The following is a 25,879-nucleotide window of genomic DNA, read 5'->3' as shown; positions in this document are numbered from 1 at the left end:
TGGCGACGCGCGCTTTGCATGCGCATCGCAAACCCGCTGCGTTCAACGAGCGGTACTCAAATGCGTTGGAACTCGTCCTCATAAACCGAGGCGTGCACACAATCATTCAGCCTCACATCGCGCACACGTCCTCACGCCGCCGCTGAAAGCTCGGACAGCCACGCTGAACAGCGGATCGCGGCGCTCCAAAAGTCAGGCGTGACAGCACAAGCGATCGGGGCTCAATGCACGGTCGACAAACGATATCTTTCGCCGACAGTCGCCCAGCAACCCGCTCAAGGATTGCGGCCGACGCGATCAGACGTCTCGGTCTCGACCGCTTTGCCGATCAGGAGATTGATCGGAATGTCTTGCCCGCTGTGGCAGGTCAGCAACCCCGAGCCTGATGATCCAGAAGCGACAACGCGGCATTCATCGTCGTCCATGATCAACGTGCCTTCCAGCCGCCCGGACGACACTCTCAGCTGCATGCGCGCCTGCTTCTGCTCGACGCCATTGACGCTGCACAGGCCGATGTGCCGCAGCGTGACCGTCCCTGAATAATCCGCCGGGCGCGTTGCCGCTTTCGCCAGACTTCCCGCGATCTCCCATTCCTGGAGATAGCCGATTTTCCCACTGGCTGGGTAAGATTGCGCCCAAGCGGTCGGAGTAGCGGCGGTCAACCCGAGAAGCGCCCCAACGATCGCGCGCATCATTCCCGCGGGCTGCATGATTATGGCAACTCCCGCACGACACGAAAGCCGTTGGCATAATAGCGTACGTCAACGTCGTAGCGAAACCTCGCCGACGATCTGACGTCGCTGGCCCTGCTGAGGAAGTTGCCCCCGCGCAGCACCCGCAGGCGGCAGTCGCCCGACGTCCAGGGCGACGCATCCTTCGGCGCGTTGCGATAGGAGTCGTTCCAGCAATCCTCGACCCATTCAGCAGCATTACCTGATGTGTCGTAGAGCCCAAAGCCGTTTGGCCGGAACGAACCCGCTGGCACGACCTGCTGCTTGATCGGACTGCCACAGCCCTCGCACTGCGCATGACCGCCGCCGATGTCCCTGCCCCACCAGAACGGCGTTCTGGTTCCCGCGCGCGCGGCATATTCCCATTCCGCCTCGCTGGGCAGGCGGTATTTTTGTGCGGTTTTCTGCGACAGCCAGGCGACGAACAGCTTCGCGTCCTCCCAACTGACATTGATCACCGGCCGGTCGCCACGCCCCCAACCGTGATCCTCGGGACGCACCCTGCACGCGCCAATGTCGGCGCACTGATCCCATTCCGCAAATGTCACCTCGCGCCGGCCAATGGCGAAGGGCTTGCGAATGCTGATCGTATGCTCAGGCTTCTCGTAGGGCGTGTCATTGGATCCCATCACGAACTCCCCCGGCGGCACGACCACAAGCTCGGGGCAATTGTTGCAATCGCGAAATAGCTCGCCCGGTTCCGGACTGGTGCTCTGCTGAGCTACCCTCGTGTCGGATGACGCGGATGGCGGATCGGCAGACGGGCCGTTGCTCAGCCCTCGCTGCGCGCTCGCTGCTGTACTCGCAAATTCAACGAGCGCCATAAGGAAAAATACAGACAAAACGGCGGATTTCATATCGTGATCTCCGGTCGGCTCGAACGATCGGGAGTATGCACACGTCACATTCAATGTGACATAACATGCTTCATTCGACCGCAACCGGCAAGGCGACGCTCGCGGCGCCGAATTTCGGTTTACATTGGGCGGCAAAGGAATATCGTTTCGTTCCCTCGTTCTGCACGGACGGGGATATTGTTGATGCTTGAATTATTTCAGATTCCCGCGGCTAGTGCGGTTCCAGATTGTGGCCCAGGCATTGGGAAGATTGCGATGATGCAACGATTGCTGACATTGGTTCTGGCTCCGTTTTTTGCTGGTTTGATGCATTGCCACGCAGTGCAGGCACAGGCGCAGACTGGCGGGCCGACGCCGTCGCCGGCCGGAGCAGCCGTCTATTTCATCGGATTGAAAGATGGCGATACGCTGCCAACCAAGACGACCCTGCATTTCGGCCTGCATGGCATGGGCGTCGCGCCGGCAGGTTCGGACCGCGCCAATAGCGGTCACCATCATCTGATAATTGACTCGCCAACGCCGCCACTGAGTTCCGAGATTCCAAACGACTTCCAGCACCTGCATTTCGGCGCGGGACAAACCGAGGCAGAGATTTCGCTGACGCCCGGCGAGCACACCTTGCAGCTTGTGTTCGGCGACAAGAATCACGTTCCGCATTCCCCGCCGGTGATCTCAGAGCAGATCAAGGTCAAGGTCACTGACCAGACCGCCCCGGCCGTGGCTCAAGCCCCTCCTGCGGCGGTTCAAGCCACGGCCGGCGGACGTCGCCCCTCCCCGAAGGATGCCAAGGTTTATTTCATCTATCCGAAGAACGGCTCCTACATTTCTCCGAACCCGGTTATCCGTTTCGGCCTGTTGAATATGGGCGTCGCTCCGGCGGGCTACGATAAGCCCAACACCGGGCATCATCATTTGCTTGTCGATGCCGAGCTGCCCCCGCTCGACCAGCCGATCCCGAACGACTTCAACCACCTGCATTTCGGCGCAGGCCAGACCGAAGCGAAGATCACGCTCCCGGTCGGCCAACACAAGCTGCGCCTGCTGTTCGCCGACTTCGCCCACGTGCCACAGGATCCGGCGGTGTTCTCCGACGTCATCAACGTCACCGTGACGGAGAGCGGCCAGCCGCCGAGAAAGCGCTCCAAGTACCGCCATCGCACCTGGCGGAGTTACGGATATTGATGCAGCGATGAAACTGCGCCAGCTCTTGATCTACTGCCTCTGCCTTGTCATCGGCGCGATGTGCGCCGATGCGGCAGCAGCGGAGCGTCGGGTCGCGCTCATTGTCGGAAACTCCGCCTATAAGAACGCTTCCACGCTGTCCAATACCATTAACGATTCGGCAGCAATCGCGGCACTTTTCAAATCAATCGGCTTCGAAGTCGTCATTTCGCGCAACGATCTTGGTGTCGTCGAGTTCAAGCGCACTGTGCGGGAATTTCTCATCACGGCAGAGAATTCTGATATGGCGGTGGTCTATTACGCCGGCCACGGCATCGAGATCAGCGGCACCAATTATCTTATACCGGTGGATGCCAGGTTGAGCCGCGACTACGACGTCGACGATGAAGCTATCTCGCTCGACCGCATCATCTGGGCGCTACAACCGGTGCGCCGCCTGCGTTTGATCCTGCTCGACGCCTGCCGCGACAACCCCTTTGCAGCCAAGCTCCGTTCGGCAGGTCGAACACCATCCAGGGGCGGGCTCGCGAAGCTTGATGAAGTCGGGGCCGATACGCTGGTTGCCTACGCCGCGAAGGCCGGCTCGATTTCCTATGACGGCGACGGCGTCAACAGTCCCTATGCAATCGCGCTACTGAGACACCTTGCCGAGCCCGGCGTCGACATTCGGATCGCGCTCGGCCGTGTCCGCGATGCGGTTATCGCCATGACCGGCGGACGGCAGGAGCCCTTCATCTATGGCTCCCTCGGCGGCGCAACCATCTCCCTGGTGCCGGATGCACCAAGAGTTGCGCCGGCGCCGCCCGTCGCGGTCGCCCCGGCGCCCCCGCCAGTTCCGGCGCCCACCCCGCCGAAACCAGTCGCAGTCATTCCAGCGCCGGTGCCGCCAACCGTGAACGCAGACGTCTCAAAGCCGCCGCTTCCAGCGCCGGCGGCGTCTCAGACCGTAGACCCCTGTGTCCGCGACGAAGCGAGGCTGGCGCGTCTACGCGCCAACCCCGCGCCGGAAGAGATCATCAACTTCCAGCGCGAGGTCACGTGCACTCGACTGCGCCCCCAAGTGCAGCGCCTATTCGAAAGCTTTGCCGGCGATACCGCTCCGTCTTCTGGCGGGACTCCCGCTCCACCAACGGTTCCAAAACAGCAGGCGCAGAACGAGTCTGTTCGTTCCGAAGACACTTGTAGCCGCGACATGGCGCGTCTGCTCAGCGTGCGGGCTGAGCCTACGCTTGAGGCGATCACCAAGTTCGAGAAGGAATTGGGCTGCGAGCGGCTCCGGTCCCAGCTCCGCCGATTGCGCGAGAGCGTCACTCCATGATCTCGTCGTCCAGGTACCTCAAATCCCGCGGACTACAGGATGGCGACAGTCGCGATCAGGCGTGGCAGCCGCCGGAACTTTCCTTCAAGCCGTAGCATATTCTCCCCTCCCCCTGCTCCATCAAGGCTCAAATGCGTAACTGAGAAGGTGCCGCGATCGACATCGATCGCAAGCTCGACGTCTCTGAAGTCCATGAAAGATCTGGATAACATGTACTGGCATTTGTAAACGGCCTCCTTCGCGCTGAAAAACAATTTTCCAAGCCACGCGCGGTCGGATTTCGTATAATGCTCGAGCCAGGCACGCTCGTTTCTCGTACAAACGAGCTCCTCTAGCTCCGCAGGCAGCGTCGCTTCCGACTCGACATCGATACCGAGCCCTGCAACCCAGCGCGAATGGGTTACCGCAACCGCGCAGCATTCCTCGGTATGGGAAATGCTTCCAACAACTCCCTTCGGCCACCGGGGAGACCGATCCGCATGCGGCGCGAGCGAGCAAGGAGACTCGCCAAGACCAATCAGCGCTTTTCGAGCGCATACTCTCGCCGTCGCAAATTCCGCCTGTCGCTTTTGCACAGCGCCGCAGATGTGGGCAAGTTCCTCCGGATAGAGCCGATCATTTTGAATTGTCGGCGGAGCGGCCTCGACTGAAAATCTCGAACCCAGCATCGATGACAATGCCTCAAGCGCAACTACCGACACACATTTCGCGCTTTCCTCGACCTGGCGAACAGCCCGCTGCACATTCAGTTTGGGATCCATCAGTATCGGCCCATCAGCGGTGATTAGTTGCCCAAACTCTGGGTCGACATTCAATCGCGCTCACCAACGCCGAATGGAAGTTTTGCCCGGTATGCCACTACACCACCTGCCGATGTGGTGCCCTCAGGCGATGCGCCCGCATGGCGTCCGGCCCGAACGAGAATCGCACGGCGGAATTGACGGCGGCGGGCAGCACCGACATGTGGGTTTCGCCTGGATAGAGTTCAAACTGGACGTACAGGCTGGAAATCGACGACAGACGATCAGCCATCGCGCGCGAGTTGTCGACGATGCGACTCTCAGCGAAGCGCGCCATGCGCGATGCGGCATCAGGGGCCGTCTCCTGGAATGGGGCAAGTCGTTGCTCGTACTCGCCTGCGGCGAGCAAGACCCGCCCTGAACACGGCCTCTTGGCACCCTCAAACCGCGACGCGGCAGTCAGCACAACACCATCCTCCCACCAGATCGCGGGGCTGATCGCAATCCAGTTGGCGAAGGCATCCGGCCGGTTGAACAGCGCATGCAGGACAAAGAGCCCGCCAAAGGAGTGGCCGAAAATCGCCTGACGCGTCACGTCCACCGAGGTGCGTCGCGCGATCTCCGGCTTGAGTTGCTCCTCAATGAAGGCAAGAAATTCGTCGGCACCTCCGGTTCGGACATCCGGTCCGCCTGGGCTGTGAGGTGGGTAGGTTCGGCCGGGCGGCGGTCCCATGTCCCACGAACGGCGCACGCTGTCGTAGGAGTCGTCGGTGGGATAGCCGATGGCGACGAGGATCCCTGCCGAAATGCCCGTGCCAAGCGGATAGCTGCTTTGGACGCGTAGGACGTCGACCGCCGTGCCGATCACCGCGTTGCCATCCAGGAGATAAAGGACAGGCCACCCGTCAACGGGTGGTGGGCCCGCCGGACAGCGAAGGAAGATACGATACGGCGCTCCGCCGTTTCGAGGCACGAGATCAAATTGCACCGTATCGGCAATGCATGCCGGCGTCTCTTGCACGATTATCTCCAGGGCACAGTTCGCGAGAAATTCGCTTCAGGCCGCTTTGCAGGCCCGCTCCATGCCGAACTCCGAGACGCGCTCGTGCGCTTCGAGGCTCGCGAAACAGTGGCGCTGAGCATCACGGATCATGAAGTTGACCAAAGTCGGGGACACGCCAAGTCTCGCGGCCAAAGTCTTTTGCGGTATCCCATCCAACCGATGTGCCATGAAAACGGACCGTGTCCGCTCGGGAAGTTGATCCAGGGCTGCGAGAACGATCCGCAGCGCCTCCAACCCCTCCAGAGCACATTCAGGATCGGCGATTGGGGCCTCAACTGCTTCCAGATCCTCAGGCGGTAGCGCGTGCCGCAGCTCGCGCCGCTGCAGCCTCGCCCGGTCGATGGCGAGGTTTCGAACCATCCGGCACGCAAAGCTCTGCGGACAATCCGGACGAAGTCCCGAACGGTCGCATGCCTTCAACATCACGTCCTGCACGACATCTTCCGCCAGTTCTTCTGACGCTAGAATTCGCGTAGCTATCGCGACCAGACGGCGCCTGTTGCAGATTAATGCATTCAACAGCCCGTCTTGATTCGTCGTGCTCATGATATTCAACCTGATGCCTGGGACGACGTCGGCCGCGCCCCCGCCGATAGCCCACGCCGAAGCGTGAGCCATTGCGGACGGAGCACCTTTTCGGAAGGACGTTCACCAGCGATAGCCGAGAGTTGCGATCACGGTCAGCGGAGCACCGCGGTAGCAGTACCCGACCTGGCAAGTGGTATAGTGCAGATTGAACAGGTTCTTGGCGTTGACCTGAAACTGCAGCCCTTTCAGCTCTTTCGCCGCTTGCCCCAGATCGTATTTCAGCGCCGCATCGAACAAGGTGACCGCGCTGTTCTTGAATGTGTTCTGGTCGTCGCCATAACTCCAGGACATGTAGCGCGCGCCGGCCCCGACGCTTACTCCAGCGAACGGACCGGCCAGCGGCATGGCATAGTTCGCCCAGAGCGTGACGGTATGCGGAGGATTGCCCGACGGGAACTTGCCAATCAACGAGCTGTCCGCAGCCTGCTTGGTGACCATGTCGAGATACGTGTACGATGAGGTGATATCAAAACCACCGCCAATGCTCGCGAGCCCCTGCAATTCAAAGCCCCGGCTCTGAATTTCGCCACGCTGAACCGTGACGCCCGTCCCTGTGAACACCAGGCCGCCGTCCTGGGTCAGATCGAACACCGCGGCGGCGATGAAGCTCCTGGTACCGGGCGCCTGGTATTTCACGCCGACCTCGGTCTGCCGACCAGTGGTCGGCTTGAAGAAGGTGCCATTCGGATCAACGCCGAGATTGGGGAAAAACGAGGTCGAATAAGCGACGTAGGGCGCGACACCGGAATCGAAGACATAGGTCAACCCAGCTCGCCCGCTATAGGCTTGGTCGGACTGCTCCTGCCGGGTTGATGCGATCAGATCATCGCCCGTGGTACGCACCCAGTCGCTGCGGCCGCTCAATGTCAGGATCCAGTGATCGAGCTTGGCCTGGTCTTGAACATACACGCCCGACTGAATTTGCCGTTGCGCCGTCGACGTCGAGATTGCCGGATCAGGAATGGATTCCGGCGCATAGACCGGCGCAGCCAAATTGAGGTCGGAAACGCCGAGGCCGAATCCCTGCATGTCATTGAACTTCGACCAAGTGTAGTCGGTGCCGATCAGCAGGGTGTGCTGCACAGGCCCAGTGGCAACCTTGGCCTCGACCTGGTTGTCGATGATGGCCGATTGCAGCTTATCGTGGACATAGCCGGCATAGCGCGAGACGACGTCATTCACCGGAGCGCCGAGAAAGCCCACATAGCGGGTGACCGCGTCGACATCCGTGTAGCGGAACTTTTGCCGCACGGTCACGGCGTTGTCGAACGCATGCTCGAAGATGTAGCCCACACGCCCCTGTTCCTGGTCAATCGAGTTGTAGGACGGACTACCCGTGTAAATGTCCGTGGTCGTCCCGGTCCCCGTGGCATAGGTGAACATCGACCCGGGGGTCTTCGATTTCTGGTAGGCTCCCAGAACCGTAAAAGAAGTCGATTGATCGGGCTTCCAGGTGACGGCTGGCGCGACATAGACACGATCGTCCTTGCCGCCAGGCACGAACACATCCGCCTCGCGAACGACGCCCGTCAACCGATAGAGAAATTGCCCGCTGGCATCGAGCGGACCGGAAAGGTCGAAATTGCCCTGAAAGCGGCTCCGGTCGCCGAACAGGGTCTGCACCTCGTGGAAGGGCTGGCTGGTCGGCAGCTTGCTCTGCAGATCGATCAGTCCTCCAGGGGACCCGAGGCCATAAAGCGCAGAACTCGGCCCGCGAACGACGGTGATGCTGTCGACGCCATAAGGCTCCGTCTTGAACACGCCGAGGCCGGCTCCGACCAGGCGCAGTCCATCGAGGTAGGTGCCGTTATAGGTGATATCGAAGCCACGAATCGAGATCGAGTCAAAGCGCGGATCATAGCCGGCGGCGTCGATACGGACGCCCGGCTCATAGCCAACCGCCTCCGTCAATGTCTGGACGGCGCGATCGTTGAGCTCCTTGCGCGTCACGACCGAGATCGACTGCGGTGTCTCGATCAACGGCGTGTTCGTCTTCGTGGCTGCAGAGCTGTTACTCGCAACATAGCTATTCTCGCTGGAGCCGTTGTTGCGCTCACCAGTTCCGCGCTCGCCTGGATTCCTGGGGCCCGACACCCCGCCAGCATCGCGCTGGGTGACCGCGCGTCCGCGCGGCGATTGTGCAGCTCGATGGACAGGCTGGGTGCGCGCCCGATTCGGATTCGGGGCATCCACCGCTACGGGAGGCAATGATGTCCTCGTATTCGAACCCGAATTGGCCTCCGATACCTGCGCCATCGTTGGTGCCGCCTGCAGCGCCACTCCCAGGCCGGCCAATCCAAAACCAACCTTCGCCATCCGCCCCCAAACGAACGTGTTCTTGCTGTCGCGCCCCATCGTCATCCCAAAGTTGCATTGCCTCTGGCCCGGAGAAATCAGATCTGAGCGCGCACCGCCTTTGCGAGCGCGCAAATAACCTTTGATCTCTCATGGAGGCTCTCCAATTCGCGAAATGAGCGGCTTCGCCATCGACCACATCGGCACGACATGCAGACGCGTGCATGTAAACGCGGAATGCCGGAAACCCCGGTCGAATTTCCGCTATCGGCAGCGGCTCGGTGAAAAGCCAAAGCGCCTGCGGAAGGCCGTTGCAAAATTCGCTGAGTGGGCATAGCCAACGCGGTACGCCGCTTCAGTGACTGACACCCGCTGATGCGTCAGAATGGCACGTGCGGCATCCAGTCGCCTGTTCCTCAGATATTCGATCGCACTCTCGCCATATGCTATCTGAAATTTCTGATTGAAGGACCGGCGGCTCAGTCCTGCACGCCGAGCCAATTCCGAGATGCTCCAGGGAAAGCTAAGATCGGCGTCCATCTGATCTTTGACATGCTGCAATAGCAACCGCTTGCGGTCCGCCACCGAATCCAGCTCGACTTGCCCTCGCTCATTGAACAGCGCGTGCGCGAGAATCTCTGCAGCATGAGCCCGCAACAACAGGTGTGCGGCACCCCCACCAACTGGCGGCGAAAACATCTCTGCGGCGACAGCCTGTATGCGCGGGGGTGCTTTCAAGGAGGCAACCGCCGCCCCCGCCCCTTCCTCGTTGAACAGCGCCAGGAATTCGTCCCGAAGTCCAAGTCCATCGATCGCTGCTTGCGAAAACGCCAAGCCTATCGCGGAACCGTCGCTCTGCCGAATCGATCCACGCGAGTCGAGCGTATCGCGCACAGCAATTGCCGTTATCCGATTCTCGCGACCGACTTTCCGCGCGGCGTTGCTACTGCTCCCCCCACGCCGTCGAACGCCAAGGAGAGGAACAAGCCTGGCGCAACGATTGCACCGCGCCCTTCATCAGAAACAAAATGAAACTCGCCTCGGACGAACACGCAGCCCGGAAATTCCAGCCACTGGGCCACGGTTGAACCGCCGAGCTGCTCAGAACCGACGCCAGCATCTTCGACGCAACTCAGTCCAACAATCTGATTGTAAAAGTCTCGCATGAAGTCCGCTGCGTCGCGACTTTGACGGCCGCCAGCGGCACACTCAAGATGTCTCGGATCAGTTTGTAGAGCTTCGAAATTAGATTTCCTCGAAGAGTTAGGCCTCTACGTCCGCAGGCCCGTCGAGGGACCTTCGGCCAGATGGCCGTGACGGGCGGGTTCGACCGGTTCAGCAGAGGTGGCGCAGGCGATGGAATTGCATAAGCGAGTATCGAGCAGTCTTCAGGAGGCAGCCAAAGCCCCAGCGAGATCCTGCCAGACCAAGTCGGGATCCTCGAGACCGACTGCAAAGCGGATCGTCCGGTCGACGACGCCGAAGCGTCGGAAGGAATTGGATTCATCGGGGAGTTGCAAGGCGGCCTGCGCCGGCACAATGAGCGTTTCGGGACCGCCCCAGCTGACACCGAGACGAACATGTTTCAGCGCATTTACGAAGCGCGGCACGTCAATGTCTTCCGCGACGTCGAAGGCGAACAAGCCTGAAAATCCCCTCAACGATGCCTTGCCGGGGTGATCGGAGAAGGCGGGATGTCGCACGCGCGCGATTGCCGGATGATTCCCCAGCCGCTCCGCAAGGACCAGTCCGTTCTTCATATGCTGGGCCATGCGCAAGGGCAGCGTCCGCATGCCGCGCAGCAGCAGCCACGCCTCGAAGGGAGAAAGCTTGGCGCCGAGATAAGGATAGGTCGTCCGGTTGATGCGAGCGATATGGTCTTTCGACCCCGCCACGACACCTGCAACCGTATCGCTGTGCCCTCCCAGGTATTTCGAGGCGGCATGAATGACAAGATCAACGCCATGGAGCAGCGGCTTCTGAAACAGCGGGGTTGCCCAGGAATTGTCAATCATCGTCACGACGCCATAGCGCCGAGCGAGACTGGCGAGGGCTGCGATGTCCTGGACCTCAAATACCATCGAGGTTGGGTTTTCCAGATAGAGCAGTTTCGCGCCGGGCAGCACTGCGGCAACCTGCGCAGGATCGGCCGCATCGACGTAGTCGACCGTCACGCCGAACTTTCGCAGCAGCTTACCGAACAGACAGTAGACGTCGTTGTAGACGTTGCGAACCGCGACGATTCGATCTCCCTTTTCGACGAAGGCGAGCACGGCGGCGGTGATGGCTCCGGTCCCGCTGGAAAATCCGCGGGCCGCTTCGGCCCCCTCGAGCGCGGCTATCAGTCCCTCGAATTCGGCAACCGTCGGATTGTTGCCGCGCGAATAAATGAAATCCTGGGACCTGCCTGCAAACACGTCCTCGATCGCCGAGTAGCTTTCAAAGGTGAAGAGCGACGTCTGGAAGATCGGCGGCGAAGCCGCGTTGAATGGCACCGGCCCGGTCGGTGCAAAAAGAGCGGTGCTGCCAGCGATCAAATCGTGATCCGAGATAGAAACGGCTACGCCCGATGCATGCTTGTTCAAGGTATTCTCCTGTCGAGCGGCTTGACCAGGAACAGGCACGGAAAATCCTCGTGCCAGAGCTTGGGAAATATCTCCGCTGCGATGAAGCCGCTACCCTCATAGAAGGCGCGCGTCGCAGCATATTGCGGCTCATGCTGGTCCCTCGGCGCCAGCGTCTTTACGGTCAGCAGGCGGCAACCGGCGACCCAGGCCCAGTCCGCGGCCGCTTCCACCAGGCGCTGGCCGACGCCTCGTCGATGGAACTGGCGACGGACTGCGATCAGGAAGATTTCCGTCGCTGACGGCGGATGCTGCTTCAGCGCAACAAGGCCGGCAACTCTGCCATCCCGCTGGCAGACGAGCAGCGGCAACTCCTCGACAATGTAGGCGCAGGCCGCATTGGCTTCGGGTTGGTCGAACCATTCGGGGAGTTCATTCATGATCTCGCGGCAAAGATCCCCTTTGCCCGTCGCGACGAGAGAAATGTCGGTCAACTGGTCCTCGCAATATCCGTAACTTCCGGAGTCCAATGAACGGGGGAGCCGAGCTCTCGGACCACCGGGATGAGCAGCACAATCGCGAGAACGCTTGCGAGAGCGGCCGCAATGGCGAGGGCGACCGCGATCCCACCGAGGCCGAGCCAGGGGGGCAGCACGAAGAGCAGCGGAATCAGCAAATAGCCCTGCGGCGCCAGGCTGACGAGCGCGGCCCGGCGAGCCTGCCCCATCGACTGCAGCAGGACGAGCACAGCCAACCGAATTCCAGCGAGCGGAAACGCTGCATGGATCACGACGATCGCAGTTGCGGCGACGGTCTGGACCGCCGGATCCGCGGAAAACAGACGTGCAATCGGCACCGCAAATGAAACCAGGATACAGCCATATAGAAGCGCAAAGCCGGAGGTTACGGTGAGCGCAAAGCGCGTCGCGGCGAGCACGCGGCCGCGATTGCCCGCGCCATACGCGAAGCTCAAGGCCGCCTGCACTCCGAGCACAAAGCCGATCAGCGGCAAGGAACCGAGCGTGAGCAATCGCAACGCGATACCGAGGCCCGCAATCGCGGGATCACCGCCAAATGAGCCGGCCTGGTAGTAGACGATGGCGAACGCTATTGCCGTCACGATGCTCGCCAGCGTCGTTGGCAGTCCCAAGGCGACGACAGGCCGCAAGATGGCAGATTGCAGAAGCGCAAGACGGACCGCGACCCGGACACGCCCTGCTCGCGCGTGAAAGTAGACTGCGTATGCCGCGAGCACGGCAATCTGCGACAGAAGGGTCGCCAGCGCTGCGCCGGCCACTCCCATGTCGAGCCAGAAGATCAGAATTGGATCGAGGACGATATTGAGCGCAAATCCGCCGAGCAAGGTCCACATGCTGAAGCGGGTGTTGCCCTCCGCGATGGCAACAAAGTCAGCGATGATTTGAAGTAGCGTCAGCGTCGCACCAAATGCCATCACGCCAACATAGCTGTCCGCCATCGACCAAGTGTCCGCGGTAGCGCCGAGCGCCGCCAGCAGCGGCTGACGCATCCACAGGATGGCGAGCGTCAGCGCCAGTCCGACCGGAACGGCCGCCGCCATCACGGTGGACGCTGTAACGCTCGCCCGTCCGATAGCGCCCCTGCCAAGCAGTCGTCCGATGGTCGCAGCCGCGCCGACACCCAGGCCTTCGCCGATGGCACCAACGATCATCATCAATGGAAAGACCACGCTGATCGCAGCCATGGCGTGCGCGCCAATCATTCCGACAAAGACGGCATTGACCGTATGGTGAAGCGCATTGATCGACAGGCCGACCACTGAGGGCAAGGCCAAGCGCATGATCGTCCGCTGGACATCCGGACCGGCGAGATCAAGCGGTGCGACGAATCCGCGCCTGGGCGTATCCGTTTCCGTAGAGACTGCGGTCGTCATGCCCTGCCGGACCCCTCGGACGGCGAAGCAGCCTCCGGAGCCCACAACCGATCCGCAAAGAATCGCTCGCGCAACAGCATGACGAGCAATGCCCGCTTGTGCGGAAAGTCGATGTGTTTGATCTTGGCAAATCCGGCGCGATCGAGATTACGGATCTGCTGGGCATGGCTTGCCTTCGGTTCACCGACGATCCGTTGCGTGCGGATGTCGTCGAGAAAGATGAAGTGCATGAGCGATGGCAGCCAGGCGGTTATCCAGGCTTTGCCACGAAACGCCTCCTCGCCAATCGCAACATGCCATCCACGGTCGAAGTCAGCGGCGGCATAGTGGGGCCCAAGTCGATTTTCCTTCGCCCAATAGACCTCGAAATAGCCGAAGGGCACGTCGTCGGCATACCCGATCAACGGCAGGACATGCGGATCCGCGGTCCGCTCTTCGAGATCGCGGCGATGGCGTTCGAGGTCGCCGCCGTCGCCCCAGATCGCCTCGACGCGCGGATCATTCATCCAGCGGTGATAGAGCGGAAGATCGCGCTCCACGTCCACCGCGACAAAGGAAAGAACCTGGCCAAGCCAGGGAATAAACCTGGCATAGCAGGTGCCGGTCGGTTTCGGTGGGCGAAGCGGATGCCTGCGATCGCCGGACATCACGTGCAGCTGGGGATGACCGCCAAAGGACGTCGCCTGCGGCAGCCAGAGTCGCGGCTGCTGCCAGACGAGCGCGGGTTCGACGATCAAGCTCCCGCCTTGATGAATCGCTATTCCCTCCCGAACCAGCACACCGGCGAGATCGCCATCGCCGCAGTCGAGAGCCAGCTGGACGTTCCGGTCGCCCGCCGTCAGCGATTCGATTGCGCCACAAAGTGCAGGAAGAACATGCTCCCGCAAACCGGACGGCACGCGTAGACGCAGGCTTTCGGCCTCTGCTTCCAACCCCAACGAGATTCGGCGGCCGGCATCATCGCGAACCTCGATGGCGTCCCCTCTCGGGACGACCGACAGTCGACCGCCAAGACCTGCCCGCAGACCGCCTGCCGGTAGCGCGGCCCCCCGCAAGGGCATCAGTTGCGTCACATTCATATCGCTGGCCCTGGTTGATGGACGCGGAGCTCCGCAATCCAGCATTCACATCAAAGACGACTGACCCGCTCGCCGATTTAGTCGATCCAGAAAAAAGCGGTCCTGAACTAAATCGAGGCCATCCGCCTTCGTCTTGCAAAGGTCAACGGTGAGAGACACTCCATGGACATCGACGACGTTTGGCAGGTGGTGAGAGATCGTGAAGGTCGGTATTCCGTCTGGCGGCAGGGCCGTCCGGTGCCGATCACGTGGTTTGCCACCCCGTTCACCGGTTCGCGAGACGAGTGCCTCGCACACATCGAGACTGTTTGGCGCGATCCGCGGCCGTCCGGCTGGGCTCGTGTGATGGACAACCGGGATCAGACACCGGGACCCCGGTAACGGAAGCGCCAATCAGGCGCGACAGCTTCATCAATAGAAGAGCCCCCATGCCCACCAATGTTGTTGTGCGGCTCCCTGACGCGACCAGCGCCGGAGCAGGCAGCTTTCCCTTGACACTGGCCCAGAAGCGCATCTGGGCACTCGGCCAGATCGGCAATCACAGCGTATTCCCAACTCAGGTGCTTGCCCTGCGATTGCGGGGCAATCTCGGGCTCGAGACGCTCTTCTCGGCCCTGCGTCGGCTGGCTCATCGTCACCCGGCATTGCGGACCCGCTTCCTGCGATCTGCTGGCGGACGTGTCGAATGCACGATCGACGCGACTGACGCATTTCGAATTTCGACGAATGACCTCTCCAAAATCGTCACCGATGCGCGGGATGCTGCACTTTCGGGGGCACTTTCCGCCTTTCTTGCGTCGCCAATTGATCTGGACAACGACGTGTCCGCGCGTGCGCTCGTGGTGCGGCTCGGCGCGGCCGACCACGCTGTCGCCATCTCTCTGCATCCGATCGTCTGCGATCCTGCATCGCTGAGAACCCTGGCGCGAGATCTGTCAACGGCTCTGGCCGGACCGTGGAGCGATGCTCCGCTCGAGTCCGGCCTGGGACGTGCGATCGTCGAACAGCGGTGGGTGCGCTCGCCAGCTCATGATGACGCTCTGTCCTACTGGCAGGCCACGTTCACCGAGGAGCGTAGCTGTGCCTCTCTTCCAATCCGGGGGACACTCGGCGGCAACGCTACGGGGCTACGACAGCAATATCGCTTTGCCATCGGTTCCGATCTGCGGCAGAGACTGGCGAAATTGGCCAAGGCGTCCGGCCTTTCGGAGTCGTTGATCCTGCTGACGGCTTTCAACGTCCTTCTGGCTCGCTATGGCGGCCAGTTCACGTTGCGATCGGGCGTTGTTTGCGACGGACGAACGGGCCCGCACGATATGAACGTGATCGGCAGGTTCGAAGATGTCGTCCCGCTTCGGCTCGACCTTTCACCAGCCATGACATTTGTTGCGGCTGCGCAGCATGTCCGCGACCGCTTCGGCGAAGGCCTCAGCCACCACCTGCCGTTGGAGCTCCTCACGCAGGAGCTGTGGCGCGACGATCGCGACATGCGCGACACCTACATCGCGTCCCTGTTCGAGCATCGCGACGTTCTCATCGATACCCGTTCGGCGACGCCGGGATTCACGATCACGCCGGCTCTTCCTCTCGCTGCGCGCGGCGACGCCGATCTGGCTTTCATCACCGAGATAAGTGCCGCTGGTCATGTCGATGCAACGATCGATGCATCCGACGCACTGTTTGATGGCGCACTCCTGGCGCAAGCTGGGAAGCATTTTGTACGCATTCTGGAGTCTGTGGCGGCCGACGGCGACATCCGCCTGCGCGACATCGCGTTACTCTCCGCAGAAGAGCTCGACCGCCTCTCCGCTCCCTATGAAGACGATGGCGCCGACGACGATCGTCCGGTCCATGAATGGATCGCGGAGCACGCCGTCCTTACGCCGAACAAGACGGCGATCATTTATGCAAACGAACGTTGGACGCACGCCGAGCTCGACCAGCGCGCCAACCAGCTCGCGCATCGCCTGATAGGCGTGGGAACCGGCCCGGAGGTTTGCGTTGCGGTGCTGGTGAAGCGCTCACCTGAGGCCATTGCCGCCATCCTCGCCGTCCTCAAGGCAGGCGGCGCCTACATCCCCGTTGAGCCGGATCAGCCGCCGGCCCGCAACCATCACATCTTCCGTGATGCCGGCGTGAAAGTCATCGTCACCCATAGCTGGCTGCGCGAACGTATCCCGGCCGATATCGATGCGACGATCCTGGAGCTCGACCAACTCGACCTCTCCAGCGAACCCGTTACGCCTCCAACTGTGCCCACTCATCACAATCAGCTCGCTTACGTGATGTACACCTCGGGCTCGACCGGACTGCCGAAGGGGGTCGCGGTCGAGCATGGGCCCCTCACCCACCATTGCCAGAGCACGGCGAGGATCTACGAGATGTCGGAGGCCTCGCGGGAACTTCCGTTCCTGCCATTCAGCTCCGACGGTGGACATGAGCGTTGGATGGTGCCCCTCATGGTCGGGGGAAGCATTGTCCTGCCCGACCAGGCGCTCTGGACACCGGCAGAGACGCTGGCGGCGATGCGGACGCATGGTGCCAACAATGCCAGCATTCCGACCACCTACATGCAGCAGCTCGCAGAATGGGCCGACATCACCGGCGAAGCGCCACCGCTGAGACTCTACTCGTTCGGCGGCGAAGGGCTGGCGCAGACGACATTCGATCTCTTGACGCGCGCGTTGCCGGCTGAACGGCTCATCAATGGCTACGGTCCGACGGAAACGATCATGACGCCGATGGTCTGGAAAGTCCGGCCCGGCACGCGCTTCCAGGGGACCTACGCGCCGATCGGCCGCGCTGTCGGACGGCGCCGCGTCTACGTCCTCGATCCAGACCTGAATCCCTGTCCGATTGGCGTCACCGGCGAACTCTATTTGGGCGGAGAGGGAGTCGCACGCGGCTATGTCGGTCGCCCCGGCATCACCGCAGACCGCTTCGTCCCGGATCCCTTCTCTGCCGAAGGCGGGCTCCTCTATCGCTCCGGCGATCTCACGCGCTGGCGCGACGACGGCACGGTTGAATTCGTCGGTCGTGTCGATCATCAAGTCAAGCTTCGCGGCTACCGTATCGAACTCGGCGAAATCGAGGCCGCCCTTGTCGAACAGCCCGGCGTCGGCGAGTGCGTCGCCCTGTTGCGCAACGATGATGGACAACCAAGCCTCGTCGCCTATGTCGTTCCGGAGGTCGGTTCAACGATTGATCCGGACGAACTTCGCCGCGCCGTCGGCAGCAAATTGCCGGACTATATGGTTCCAAGCGCGATCGTTCCGCTCGAGCGGCTGCCGATCAATCCCAACAGCAAGCTTGATCGCGCGGCATTGCCGGCCCCAGTCAAGCGGATGACCAGCGCCCTCGCCCCGGCGACGTCGCTGGAAACCGAGATCCTCGCGATCTGGCGCGACGTGCTGGGCCTCACCACGATCGGAGTGACCCACGACTTTTTCGACATCGGCGGACATTCGCTCGCCGCCATCAAGATCCTGACGAAGCTGAGGCGACAGAGGCCGGATTTGTCCGCCACCATTGCCGACCTCTTCAACAATCCAACGGTCCGTTCCCTGGCTGCCTGCATTGAAAAGGGGAACGAAGCGATCGGCAGTCAGGTGATCACGCTGCGCGCATCCGGCAACAAGCCGATGCTGTACTGCTTTCCCGGACTGCTCGTCAGCACACGCGAATATGTCAAGCTCGTCGATTCTCTCGGGCCTGAGCAGCCCGCAACCGGCTTCATCTGCTACTCCCTGTCCGAAGAGCTGAAGCTGAACGCCACGGTCGAGGAAATCACCGGCCGCTATGTCGAGTACATCCGGAAGCAGAGCCGCGACCGACCGTGCTTCTTCCTCGGCTGGTCGTGGGGCGGCCTCCTCGCCTATGAAGCCGCACGAATGCTGGGCAGCGACGTCGACTTGCGTTTCATCGGAATGATTGACGTGTGCGAGATTGGCAGCGAATTCGCTCTCGGCGCCGTGCCGCAATTCGCACCGGGCGAACGCAATCTCTTGCAGTCCCAGGTGACGGACTGGCTGGCACGGACGCAGATGCGAAGCGACTGGGATCGCCTGCTCCAATCGATGGATGCTCTCACCTACGAACAGTTCCTTCGTTTTATCGGCAACGAGAAGGAGGCGCTTCCGACCGATGGGCCGGATGTCTCCAGCCGCGAACACACCTTCTGGATCCTGATCGACAACGCCCTCATTTTCCGACGCTATCGGATGCAACCACATGACTGCCCGATCCATTCGTGGACGGCGGAAGACAGCCTTCACCGGGGCCTCAACCTCATCGATTGGCGACAGTACTCGCGCCGCGCCAATCCGGCCGAGATCATTGCGGGAACGACCCACCTGCACGTGATCGGCTCCAGCGCCTTTCACGGCCGCTTTGCGCGCCGCATCGAGGATTCGATTTCCGGCCTCAAGCACAACTGAGCGGCTTTCAACGACACGCGCAGACAGAGCGCGACCATCGACTTGCCAAAGGACCCCCGACGATGAACCTCAGGAATCATGCGCCTGCGTCAGGCACGACCGGATCACTCGACCTCGCCGGGATCGGCATCGGCCCGTTCAATCTCAGCCTGGCGGCACAACTCGACAGCGTGCCCACACTCCAGGCGAAGTTTTTCGAACGGCGCCCCCGCTTCGATTGGCACCCCGGGATGATGCTGCCGGATGTCGAGCTGCAATCCTCCTTCCTGAAAGATCTCGTGACCTCGACCAATCCGACGAGCCCATGGTCTTTTGTCGCATATCTTGTTGCGCACAAGCGTCTCTTTACGTTCCTCAACGCTCAATATGATGCTGTCCCACGCCGAGAATTCGCCCGCTATTTCGAATGGGTCGCGGAAAATCTCGACAATCTCCACTTCGGGGCTGATGTCCGGGAGATCTCGCACGATGGGCATGAATTCGTGGTATCGACGACCGGAGGCCGCTATCGCACGGGCAATATCGCTCTCGGCGTCGGAACAAGCCCCTCTCTACCTGCTTGGGCCGCAACCCTGCCGAACGATGTCTGTTTTCACTGCTCCGACGCCATGGAACGGTTGTCAGACGTCTCCACCAGCCGGATCGCCGTCATTGGGGGAGGCCAAAGCGGCGGCGAGATCGTTCAATATCTGCTGTCGCGCGAGCGGCTACCAAGCAGCCTGAGATGGATCAGCCGCCGGCACAATTTCGAGCCTATCAACGATACGCCGTTTTCCAACCAGGTCTTCTCGCCGGAATACGTCGATGCATTCCGCCGGCTGAGCGACGAGCGCAAGCTCGCAGCTTTTGGTAGCCACATTCTGACCAGCGACGGCCTGTCGCTTTCGACCATCAATGCGATCTATCGCCGTCTCTATGCTCTACGTCATCTCGAGGCTCGCAGTCCGGATATCGAGCTGCTGCCGAACCGTGACGTCATCCAGGTTGAACGGCAGCACGACCGCTTCCGCTTGATCATCCGCAACGGCTTCGACGGCGGCATCGAAATTGTTCCCGCCGACATTCTCGTTCTGGCCACGGGCTACAAGTTCAAGCTGCCGGATGCCATTGCGCCGCTGCAGGATCGCATTGTTGTCGATCGAAACGAACGTTTGGTTCTTGCCGACGATTATTCGGCGGCTTGGGACGGCCCGCGCCAGAATCGGATATTCGCGCTCAATGCGGGTCGGTACAGCCATGGCATTGCCGACTCGCAGCTCAGTCTGATGGCATGGCGCAGCGCGACCATCATCAACGCCCTGCTCGGCAGGGATCACTTCGACCTGGAGTTGCCGCAGCCCGTCGTGCGCTGGAGCTCCGAGCTGCAGCACTCGAATCAAGCCGTGTCTCTGTGAGACCGCGTGCGCACGGCGCCACCCATGTTCATCGCTCACTCTCTGATGTTGGGCCGTGGTATTGACGGTTGGCGATTGAGCACCGGGGCGGAGCTCGACCTGCTTTTGAGCTGGCGCGTTCCGCGCATCGGAGCAGCAACCACGGCCGGCTTGATACCGCAGTCGCAGCAACAACCGTAGGAACGTAGTCCAACCCTTTCAAATCAGCCGTAGGTACAATTCTTGGCGGCAAGCACTTTGTCCATTCCCGACAGTTCGAGGATATTCCCCTTCGCTTCCAGCGCCGCCATCATCCGCGCCTCCTTGGCCTCGCGCTCCGCAGAGGCCTTCGAGACCGCCGCAATGTTGTTCCTGGGCACGACGACCACGCCATCGTCGTCTGCGCTGACGAGGTCGCCCGGATTGACGGCAATGCCGCCGATCACGATCGGCTGGTTGATCGTACCGAGCGTCTCCTTCACTGTGCCCTTCATGGACAAGCCATAGCAGAAGACGTTGAAGCCACGCTTGCGGATCGCCAGGCCGTCGCGCACACCGGCATCGGTTACGAGACCCACGATGCCTTTCGCCATGCAGGCCGTCGTCAACACCTCGCCGAATCCTCCCTGCTCCGGATGATCTCCTGCACTGACCACCAGCACATCACCGGGTTGGGCAAGGCTGATCGCCGTAATGAGCATGAGATTGTCGCTCGGATGGCAGCTGACGGTCAGTGCCGGCCCGCAGGCGCGCATCCCCGAATAGATCGGCTTGATGCGCGAGGTCAGCGCACCCGTACGCCCCTGCGCTTCATGCAGCGTCGACGGCGCATATTGCGAGATGTCCTTGACCGCGGCCGGATCGGGCCGTTCGAACGAGCGAATGACGTGAACCATTGTGTCGTTTCCGTTGTTTCGTTGTTGGATATTGGTTCAGCCCGGATAGCGGGGACCGCCATCCGGACCGTACAGCTTGGCTTCGCAGCGCATTCGGCGCATCACGGTATCGGCGTGAACTTCAACTGGCTGAGCGGAGCGACCTTATCCGTCCGGGTCTGGCGATATTCGGTGTCCGGACCTAGCCACTTGTTCCAGAGCTGATTGATCTCGCCGGCGCCGTCCATCGCGACGAGCGTCTCATTGATCTTGGCAAGCAGCGCCGGCTCGTCTTTCTTCATCCCGACACCTATCGGTTGGAGCAGCATCGGGTCATCGATCATCTTCAGCTCGACGCCGCCCTTCTTCGATTCCGCGACCAGCTTCACGATGGTCATGGTGTTGGCGACCATTCCCGCCGCCTTGTTCTGCTGGACCGACATGAAGACGGACCCGGTGTCCTGGAACACGAGCGGCTCGGAGCCATTCAGCTTGATCGACAGCTCCGAGGTAGACCCCTTGGTCGCCGCGATCCGCTTGCCCTTGAAGTCGTCCTTGGTCTTGCCGGGATCGCTTGCCCGCACCGCCAGCATTTCCTTGGCCACGTAATAGGGATCGCTGAACTGGATCTGCTCGGCGCGGCTTAACGTGTAGGCCAGGTTAGCGACCGCAATGTCGACGTGTCCGAGCTTGACCTCGGGAACCCGCGCCTCGACTGACAGCGGCGTGATCTTGGCGGTCACGCCGAGCCGCTTGGCAATGGCACCACACATATCCACGTCAAACCCGACCATCTCACGCGTCTTGGGATCCGGTGCCGCAAACGGCGGCACGTCGGCGAACGTCCCGCAGCGCAGCTCCTTGCGCTGCATGATGTCCTGAAGCTGATCGGCTCGCGCCGCAACGCTGGCTCCTGCAAAGCTCGCGACGATGAGAGCGGCTTTCAGTAACGCAGTAGTCGAATGCATGTGGTCCTCCTCCAACAAATCGACGAACGAAACTAGTGGCGCGTGCGCAGATCCGACAGGAAGCGCTTGGCGCGGGGATGCTCCGGATTGCCGAAGAACTTGTCCGGCGTCGCTATCTCGACGATGCGCCCGGCGTCCATGAACCAAACGCGGTCGGCCACCTCGCGCGCGAAACCCATCTCGTGGGTCACGCACATCATGGTCATTCCTTCGTTGGCGAGGCTGCGCATGACCGCGAGAACCTCGCCGACCATTTCCGGATCGAGCGCGCTGGTCGGCTCGTCAAAGAGCATCGCCGGGGGCTCCATCGCAAGCGCCCGCGCGATCGCGACGCGCTGCTGCTGACCGCCGGACAGTTGCGCCGGATGCGCTGACGCCTTCGACGCCAGACCGACGCGATCCAGGAGCTGCATCGCCTTGTCATGGGCCTTGGCGCGATCGACACCTTTGATCTTCATCGGCGACAGCATGATATTGTCGAGCGCGGACAGATGCGGAAACAGGTTGAAGCTCTGGAACACGAAGCCGATGTGGCTGCGCAGGCGATTGAGCTGCGTTCCGCTCATCCTGGCGTGGACATTCTGGCCGTCGAACATGAGCTCGCCGGACTGGATTTCCTCCAGCCGATTGACGGTCCGGATCAAGGTCGACTTGCCCGAGCCCGACGGGCCGCACACGACCACGACTTCGCCGCGCTTTACCTCGGCGTTGATATCGGCAAGCGCCTGATAGCCGCCATACCATTTGTTGACGTCGCAGAACTTGATCATTGACGGACCTCCTGAACGGTCTCGGGCTTGATCACTGCGACGCCATCAACCACTAGCAGTTCGGAGGCGCCACGCCCCGCGCGCTTCGCCGCGATGCGGCGCTCCAGCCAGTTGGTGAGCTGTGTCAGCGTCCAGCAGACGGCGAAATAGATGGAGGCGAGTACGAAGAAGACCTCGAACGGCTGGGTCAGAAGCTGGTTGTTGATCTGACTGGCCGCGAAGGTCAGCTCGGGAACATTGATGACGTAACCGAGCGTCGTTTCCTTGATCGTGGACACGAACTGGCTGAGAATGCTCGGGATCATGTTGTAGAGCGCTTGCGGCAAGATGATATAGCGCATGGCGGAGAGGTGGCTGTGGCCGAGCGCGCGCGCCGCGTCCATCTGGCCCTTCGGCAGGGCTTGAATGCCGGCCCGTACGATCTCGCTCAGGAACGCCGCCTCGTACACGACCAGCGTGCAGACCATCGCCAGGAAGCCGGGCACGATCCGCCCGATCAGCAGCGGCAGCAGAAAATAGACCCAGAAGATGATCATCAGGAGCGGCACGCCGCGCATGACATAGACGAGCGCGGTGGCGGGCCAGCTCAACACCGGCCAGGGAGAGAGGCGTGCCAGCGCGACGAGAATGCTGAGCGGGAACGCGAGGCCGATACCGAGGATCGACAGCAGCAGCGTCGCGGCGATGCCGCCGAGCGGACCGTTCGGAAACTGGCCGATCAGCAGGAGCAGCCAGTTGTCCGCGATGATATGGTAGATATTGATCAGCATGGGTCAGGTGGCTCCCACCGGACTCGACCGACGGCTCAGCCAGGCACCAACCGCCATCAGCAGCAGTGAACAGACGAGATAGACGAGCGTTGCGATCAGATAGGTTTCAAAGGTGCGGAAGCTCTGATTTTCGACTTCCTTCACGGCATGCATCAGTTCGGTGACACCGATCGCGACTGCAAGGCTGCTGTTCTTGAACAGGGAAACCGTATGGTTGATGAGCGGCGGCAACGCGTTGCGAACCGCCTGCGGCATCATCACGTAGCGCATCGCGCTGACGTAGCTATGCCCGAGCGCCTTGGCCGCCTCCATTTGTCCGGCTGCAACCGACCGCAGGCCGGAGCGCAAATCCTCGCTGAAATAGGCTGCCTGACACAGGCCGAGCCCGATCACGGCGAAGATCGCTTCACCGTTGTGCACGCTGATCCAGTCCTGCAGCCCGAGTGGAAGCAGGCTCGAGATGCCGAAGTACCACAGTATCAGCTGCACGAGGGTCGGCACGTTCTGATGATAGGAGATGTAGGCAGCCACCGCGCGGTCCGCGATCCGGCTCGGCGCCAGCCGGATGACGAGCAGCAGGATGCCGAGACTCATCGCGAGCAGCCAGGAGCCGATCGCCACCACCAGCGTCATCTCGAAGCCGTCGAGCAGCATCCGGCTGTATTCGGGCTTGAGCAGGATCGCTGAGAGGTCGAGGCTGCTCATGGCGAGAACTCAGCGGCTCGGCTCGGCGGAGGGCGCGGCACCCTTCGCGGTCGACAGTCCGCCGGGCACCTGGAGCGTCGGGGTAATCTCCATGTATCCGACATTGACCGCAATGGGCGCTGCAATCGCAAACGCGATGGCGTCCGCGATGTCCTTCGCTTCGGGCAGCTCGTAACCTTCAATGAAGCGCTCGTAGGTTTCCTTCGAGGCGCCGTGGACATGGGCAAAGATGTCGGTGGCGACGCGGCCGGGACAGATCTCGGTGACGCGAACCCGGCGGCCGAACACGTCGATGCGGAGCTGGCTCGACAGCATGCTGATGCCGGCCTTGGTCGCGTGGTAGGAGGAATTGCCGCCAAAATTGTAGGCGCCGGCAATCGAGCTGATGTTGATGACGTGGCCACGGTCCCGCGCAGCCATGCCAGGCACTATCAGGCGGCAGAGATGCAAGGCCGCGCGCAGGTTCACGTCGATGATGAGGTCGATGTCCTCAGCCTCGGCCTTCAGAAACGACCTCGGCCGGTCGACGCCGGCATTGTTGACGAGAATGTCGAACTCGACCTCTTTGGCAAGCTTCGTTACGCCAGCAAGATCCGTCACATCGAGCGCGTGCGCGATGCAGCCGGTCCGTCGCGCCAGCTCTTCGAGCGCGTTCGCGCTGCGCGCCAGCGCATGTACTTCCAAGCCCTCGCGGCGCAATCGTTCGACGACAGCGGCGCCGATACCGGAAGAGGCGCCGGTGACGAGTGCCTTTCGATAGTCGGAAAACGGCATGGGCTGTCCTCGATCTCGATGAACTACGTTATCCCCTCGCCGCCACCCCGGCTAAGACGGATTATCTGTGGCGCGATAAGGCTGCCTTATGTCCGGGCACGCCCATTTCAACGGCATCCTTGTCGCGAAATGGGCACGATGCTGGCGCCGCTGGCCACGACTTCCTCGCGGATGGCTCTCGCCAGGTCGACGGCACCGTCGGTATCGCCGTGCAACAGGATGCTCGAAGGTCGCATCGCCAGCGTGTTGCCGCTATGGGTCACAACTTCGCCCTGGCGGAGGATGCGCTTGACCCGCTCAAGCACGCGGGCACGATCGTGGATCACCGCTCCAGCAAGCTTGCGCGAGACCAGCAGGCCGTCGTCGTCATAGGCGCGATCCGCCAGGAAGGTTATTGCAGCGCGCAAGCCGCAATCGCTGGCGGCTGCTTCCATCGCGCGGCTTGCGGAGGTGAGCAGGATCAGTTTCGGATCGAAGGTCGCAACTGCGCGCACCAGGGCGGCCGCCAGAGCATGATCAGCCGCAACCATGTTGCCGAGCGCGCCGTGGAAGCTCATATGCGTCATGCGCGCGCCGCGCGCGCGGCAGATGCCGTCGAGCGCTCCAAGCTGGTAGGTCACGATCGCGGCGAGCTCGGTGATATCGATCTGCATGACGCGGCGGCCAAAGCCCTGGCGATCGGGGAAGCCGACATGGGCGCCGATGTCGACGCCACGCGCCATGGCGAGATCGACCGTGCGCTGCATGATCAGCGGATCGCCCGCGTGAAATCCGCAAGCCAGGTTGGCCGACGACAGGACGTCCAGGAGCGCCGTGTCATCGCCCATCTGCCAGGGTCCATAACCCTCGGCAAGATCGGCATTGAGGTCGATATCCATG

General features: G+C 61.6%; 25 protein-coding genes. 6 read left to right on the top strand and 19 right to left on the bottom strand.

Translation table 11 applies throughout. The annotated features are described in order from the left end of the window. Positions 1 to 275: 275 nt before the first annotated feature. A complete protein-coding gene (locus QQL28_RS01335) occupies positions 276 to 710 on the bottom strand; it encodes a hypothetical protein (protein ID WP_284260273.1) in 435 nt (144 codons plus the stop codon). A 2-nt stretch (positions 711 to 712) separates the two neighbouring features. Further along, on the bottom strand, positions 713 to 1,588 hold the full coding sequence (locus tag QQL28_RS01330; protein WP_284260272.1) for a formylglycine-generating enzyme family protein: 876 nt from the start codon (positions 1,586 to 1,588) through the stop codon (positions 713 to 715). Between the two features lie 65 nt (positions 1,589 to 1,653). Here QQL28_RS01330 and QQL28_RS01325 point away from each other — a divergent pair, with 65 nt between their 5' ends. From QQL28_RS01325 to QQL28_RS01315, 3 genes are all read left to right on the top strand, one after another. Next, entirely contained in the window at positions 1,654 to 1,779 is a 126-nt protein-coding gene (locus tag QQL28_RS01325; RefSeq protein WP_284260271.1) for a hypothetical protein, read from the top strand. A 64-nt stretch (positions 1,780 to 1,843) separates the two neighbouring features. Continuing rightward, positions 1,844 to 2,770, top strand: a complete 927-nt coding sequence (locus tag QQL28_RS01320) for a DUF4399 domain-containing protein (protein ID WP_284260270.1) — start codon at positions 1,844 to 1,846, stop codon at positions 2,768 to 2,770. Positions 2,771 to 2,777: 7 nt separating this feature from the next. Further along, positions 2,778 to 4,088, top strand: coding sequence for a caspase family protein (locus QQL28_RS01315; protein WP_284260269.1), 1,311 nt, complete (start codon positions 2,778 to 2,780; stop codon positions 4,086 to 4,088). A gap of 32 nt (positions 4,089 to 4,120) precedes the next feature. Here QQL28_RS01315 and QQL28_RS01310 read toward each other — a convergent pair whose 3' ends face one another. The 10 genes from QQL28_RS01310 to QQL28_RS01265 form a co-directional block, all read right to left on the bottom strand. Continuing rightward, positions 4,121 to 4,903: a 4'-phosphopantetheinyl transferase family protein gene (locus tag QQL28_RS01310; protein WP_284260268.1), complete on the bottom strand. Its 783-nt coding sequence runs from the start codon at positions 4,901 to 4,903 to the stop codon at positions 4,121 to 4,123. A gap of 43 nt (positions 4,904 to 4,946) precedes the next feature. Continuing rightward, a complete protein-coding gene (locus tag QQL28_RS01305) occupies positions 4,947 to 5,849 on the bottom strand; it encodes an alpha/beta hydrolase (RefSeq protein WP_284260267.1) in 903 nt (300 codons plus the stop codon). Positions 5,850 to 5,885: 36 nt separating this feature from the next. Continuing rightward, complete coding sequence (locus QQL28_RS01300) at positions 5,886 to 6,437, bottom strand: sigma-70 family RNA polymerase sigma factor (RefSeq protein ID WP_284260266.1); 552 nt, start codon at positions 6,435 to 6,437, stop codon at positions 5,886 to 5,888. Positions 6,438 to 6,539: 102 nt separating this feature from the next. Beyond that, positions 6,540 to 8,459, bottom strand: coding sequence for a TonB-dependent siderophore receptor (locus tag QQL28_RS01295; protein ID WP_284260265.1), 1,920 nt, complete (start codon positions 8,457 to 8,459; stop codon positions 6,540 to 6,542). Between the two features lie 579 nt (positions 8,460 to 9,038). Continuing rightward, complete coding sequence (locus QQL28_RS01290; protein WP_284260264.1) at positions 9,039 to 9,668, bottom strand: helix-turn-helix transcriptional regulator; 630 nt, start codon at positions 9,666 to 9,668, stop codon at positions 9,039 to 9,041. Between the two features lie 11 nt (positions 9,669 to 9,679). Further along, on the bottom strand, positions 9,680 to 9,940 hold the full coding sequence (locus QQL28_RS01285) for a hypothetical protein (protein ID WP_284260263.1): 261 nt from the start codon (positions 9,938 to 9,940) through the stop codon (positions 9,680 to 9,682). Positions 9,941 to 10,162: 222 nt separating this feature from the next. Continuing rightward, the gene (locus QQL28_RS01280; RefSeq protein ID WP_431309557.1) at positions 10,163 to 11,359 is read right to left on the bottom strand and encodes a PLP-dependent transferase; all 1,197 of its coding nucleotides are present in this window, start codon (positions 11,357 to 11,359) and stop codon (positions 10,163 to 10,165) included. Then, positions 11,356 to 11,778, bottom strand: coding sequence for a GNAT family N-acetyltransferase (locus QQL28_RS01275; RefSeq protein ID WP_284260548.1), 423 nt, complete (start codon positions 11,776 to 11,778; stop codon positions 11,356 to 11,358). The genes QQL28_RS01280 and QQL28_RS01275 overlap by 4 nt, the downstream gene beginning before the upstream one ends. Positions 11,779 to 11,828: 50 nt before the next feature. Beyond that, positions 11,829 to 13,250, bottom strand: a complete 1,422-nt coding sequence (locus tag QQL28_RS01270; RefSeq protein WP_284260262.1) for an MATE family efflux transporter — start codon at positions 13,248 to 13,250, stop codon at positions 11,829 to 11,831. Then, the gene (locus tag QQL28_RS01265; RefSeq protein WP_431309561.1) at positions 13,247 to 14,329 is read right to left on the bottom strand and encodes a GNAT family N-acetyltransferase; all 1,083 of its coding nucleotides are present in this window, start codon (positions 14,327 to 14,329) and stop codon (positions 13,247 to 13,249) included. Before QQL28_RS01265 ends, QQL28_RS01270 begins: the two co-directional genes overlap by 4 nt. Before the next feature lie 162 nt (positions 14,330 to 14,491). On the opposite strand from QQL28_RS01265, the gene QQL28_RS01260 reads away from it, so the two are divergent. From QQL28_RS01260 to QQL28_RS01250, 3 genes are all read left to right on the top strand, one after another. Continuing rightward, the gene (locus tag QQL28_RS01260) at positions 14,492 to 14,710 is read left to right on the top strand and encodes an MbtH family NRPS accessory protein (RefSeq protein WP_284260260.1); all 219 of its coding nucleotides are present in this window, start codon (positions 14,492 to 14,494) and stop codon (positions 14,708 to 14,710) included. 47 nt (positions 14,711 to 14,757) lie between these two features. Further along, positions 14,758 to 18,765, top strand: coding sequence for a non-ribosomal peptide synthetase (locus QQL28_RS01255; RefSeq protein ID WP_284260259.1), 4,008 nt, complete (start codon positions 14,758 to 14,760; stop codon positions 18,763 to 18,765). A gap of 62 nt (positions 18,766 to 18,827) precedes the next feature. Further along, positions 18,828 to 20,159, top strand: coding sequence for a lysine N(6)-hydroxylase/L-ornithine N(5)-oxygenase family protein (locus tag QQL28_RS01250; protein WP_284260546.1), 1,332 nt, complete (start codon positions 18,828 to 18,830; stop codon positions 20,157 to 20,159). A 203-nt stretch (positions 20,160 to 20,362) separates the two neighbouring features. On the opposite strand, the gene QQL28_RS01245 is transcribed toward QQL28_RS01250, so the two are convergent. From QQL28_RS01245 to QQL28_RS01215, 7 genes are all read right to left on the bottom strand, one after another. After that, positions 20,363 to 21,034, bottom strand: a complete 672-nt coding sequence (locus QQL28_RS01245; RefSeq protein ID WP_284260257.1) for a 4-carboxy-4-hydroxy-2-oxoadipate aldolase/oxaloacetate decarboxylase — start codon at positions 21,032 to 21,034, stop codon at positions 20,363 to 20,365. Between the two features lie 101 nt (positions 21,035 to 21,135). Beyond that, positions 21,136 to 21,981, bottom strand: coding sequence for an ABC transporter substrate-binding protein (locus QQL28_RS01240; protein WP_284260256.1), 846 nt, complete (start codon positions 21,979 to 21,981; stop codon positions 21,136 to 21,138). A 32-nt stretch (positions 21,982 to 22,013) separates the two neighbouring features. Continuing rightward, positions 22,014 to 22,751, bottom strand: coding sequence for an amino acid ABC transporter ATP-binding protein (locus QQL28_RS01235; RefSeq protein WP_284260255.1), 738 nt, complete (start codon positions 22,749 to 22,751; stop codon positions 22,014 to 22,016). Beyond that, the gene (locus tag QQL28_RS01230) at positions 22,748 to 23,521 is read right to left on the bottom strand and encodes an amino acid ABC transporter permease (RefSeq protein WP_284260254.1); all 774 of its coding nucleotides are present in this window, start codon (positions 23,519 to 23,521) and stop codon (positions 22,748 to 22,750) included. The genes QQL28_RS01235 and QQL28_RS01230 overlap by 4 nt, the downstream gene beginning before the upstream one ends. A 3-nt stretch (positions 23,522 to 23,524) precedes the next feature. Further along, the gene (locus QQL28_RS01225; RefSeq protein WP_284260253.1) at positions 23,525 to 24,226 is read right to left on the bottom strand and encodes an amino acid ABC transporter permease; all 702 of its coding nucleotides are present in this window, start codon (positions 24,224 to 24,226) and stop codon (positions 23,525 to 23,527) included. A 9-nt stretch (positions 24,227 to 24,235) separates the two neighbouring features. After that, entirely contained in the window at positions 24,236 to 25,000 is a 765-nt protein-coding gene (locus QQL28_RS01220; protein ID WP_284260252.1) for an SDR family oxidoreductase, read from the bottom strand. A 107-nt stretch (positions 25,001 to 25,107) separates the two neighbouring features. Then, a complete protein-coding gene (locus QQL28_RS01215) occupies positions 25,108 to 25,878 on the bottom strand; it encodes a LamB/YcsF family protein (protein ID WP_284260251.1) in 771 nt (256 codons plus the stop codon). Position 25,879: the final 1 nt, after the last annotated feature.

Origin of the sequence: Bradyrhizobium iriomotense (genome assembly GCF_030160715.1) — a bacterium.
Classification (GTDB): Bacteria; Pseudomonadota; Alphaproteobacteria; order Rhizobiales; family Xanthobacteraceae; genus Bradyrhizobium; species Bradyrhizobium iriomotense.
The sequence above is the reverse complement of the archived record's forward strand: the minus strand, read 5'-3'. Positions and strand labels throughout refer to the sequence as shown.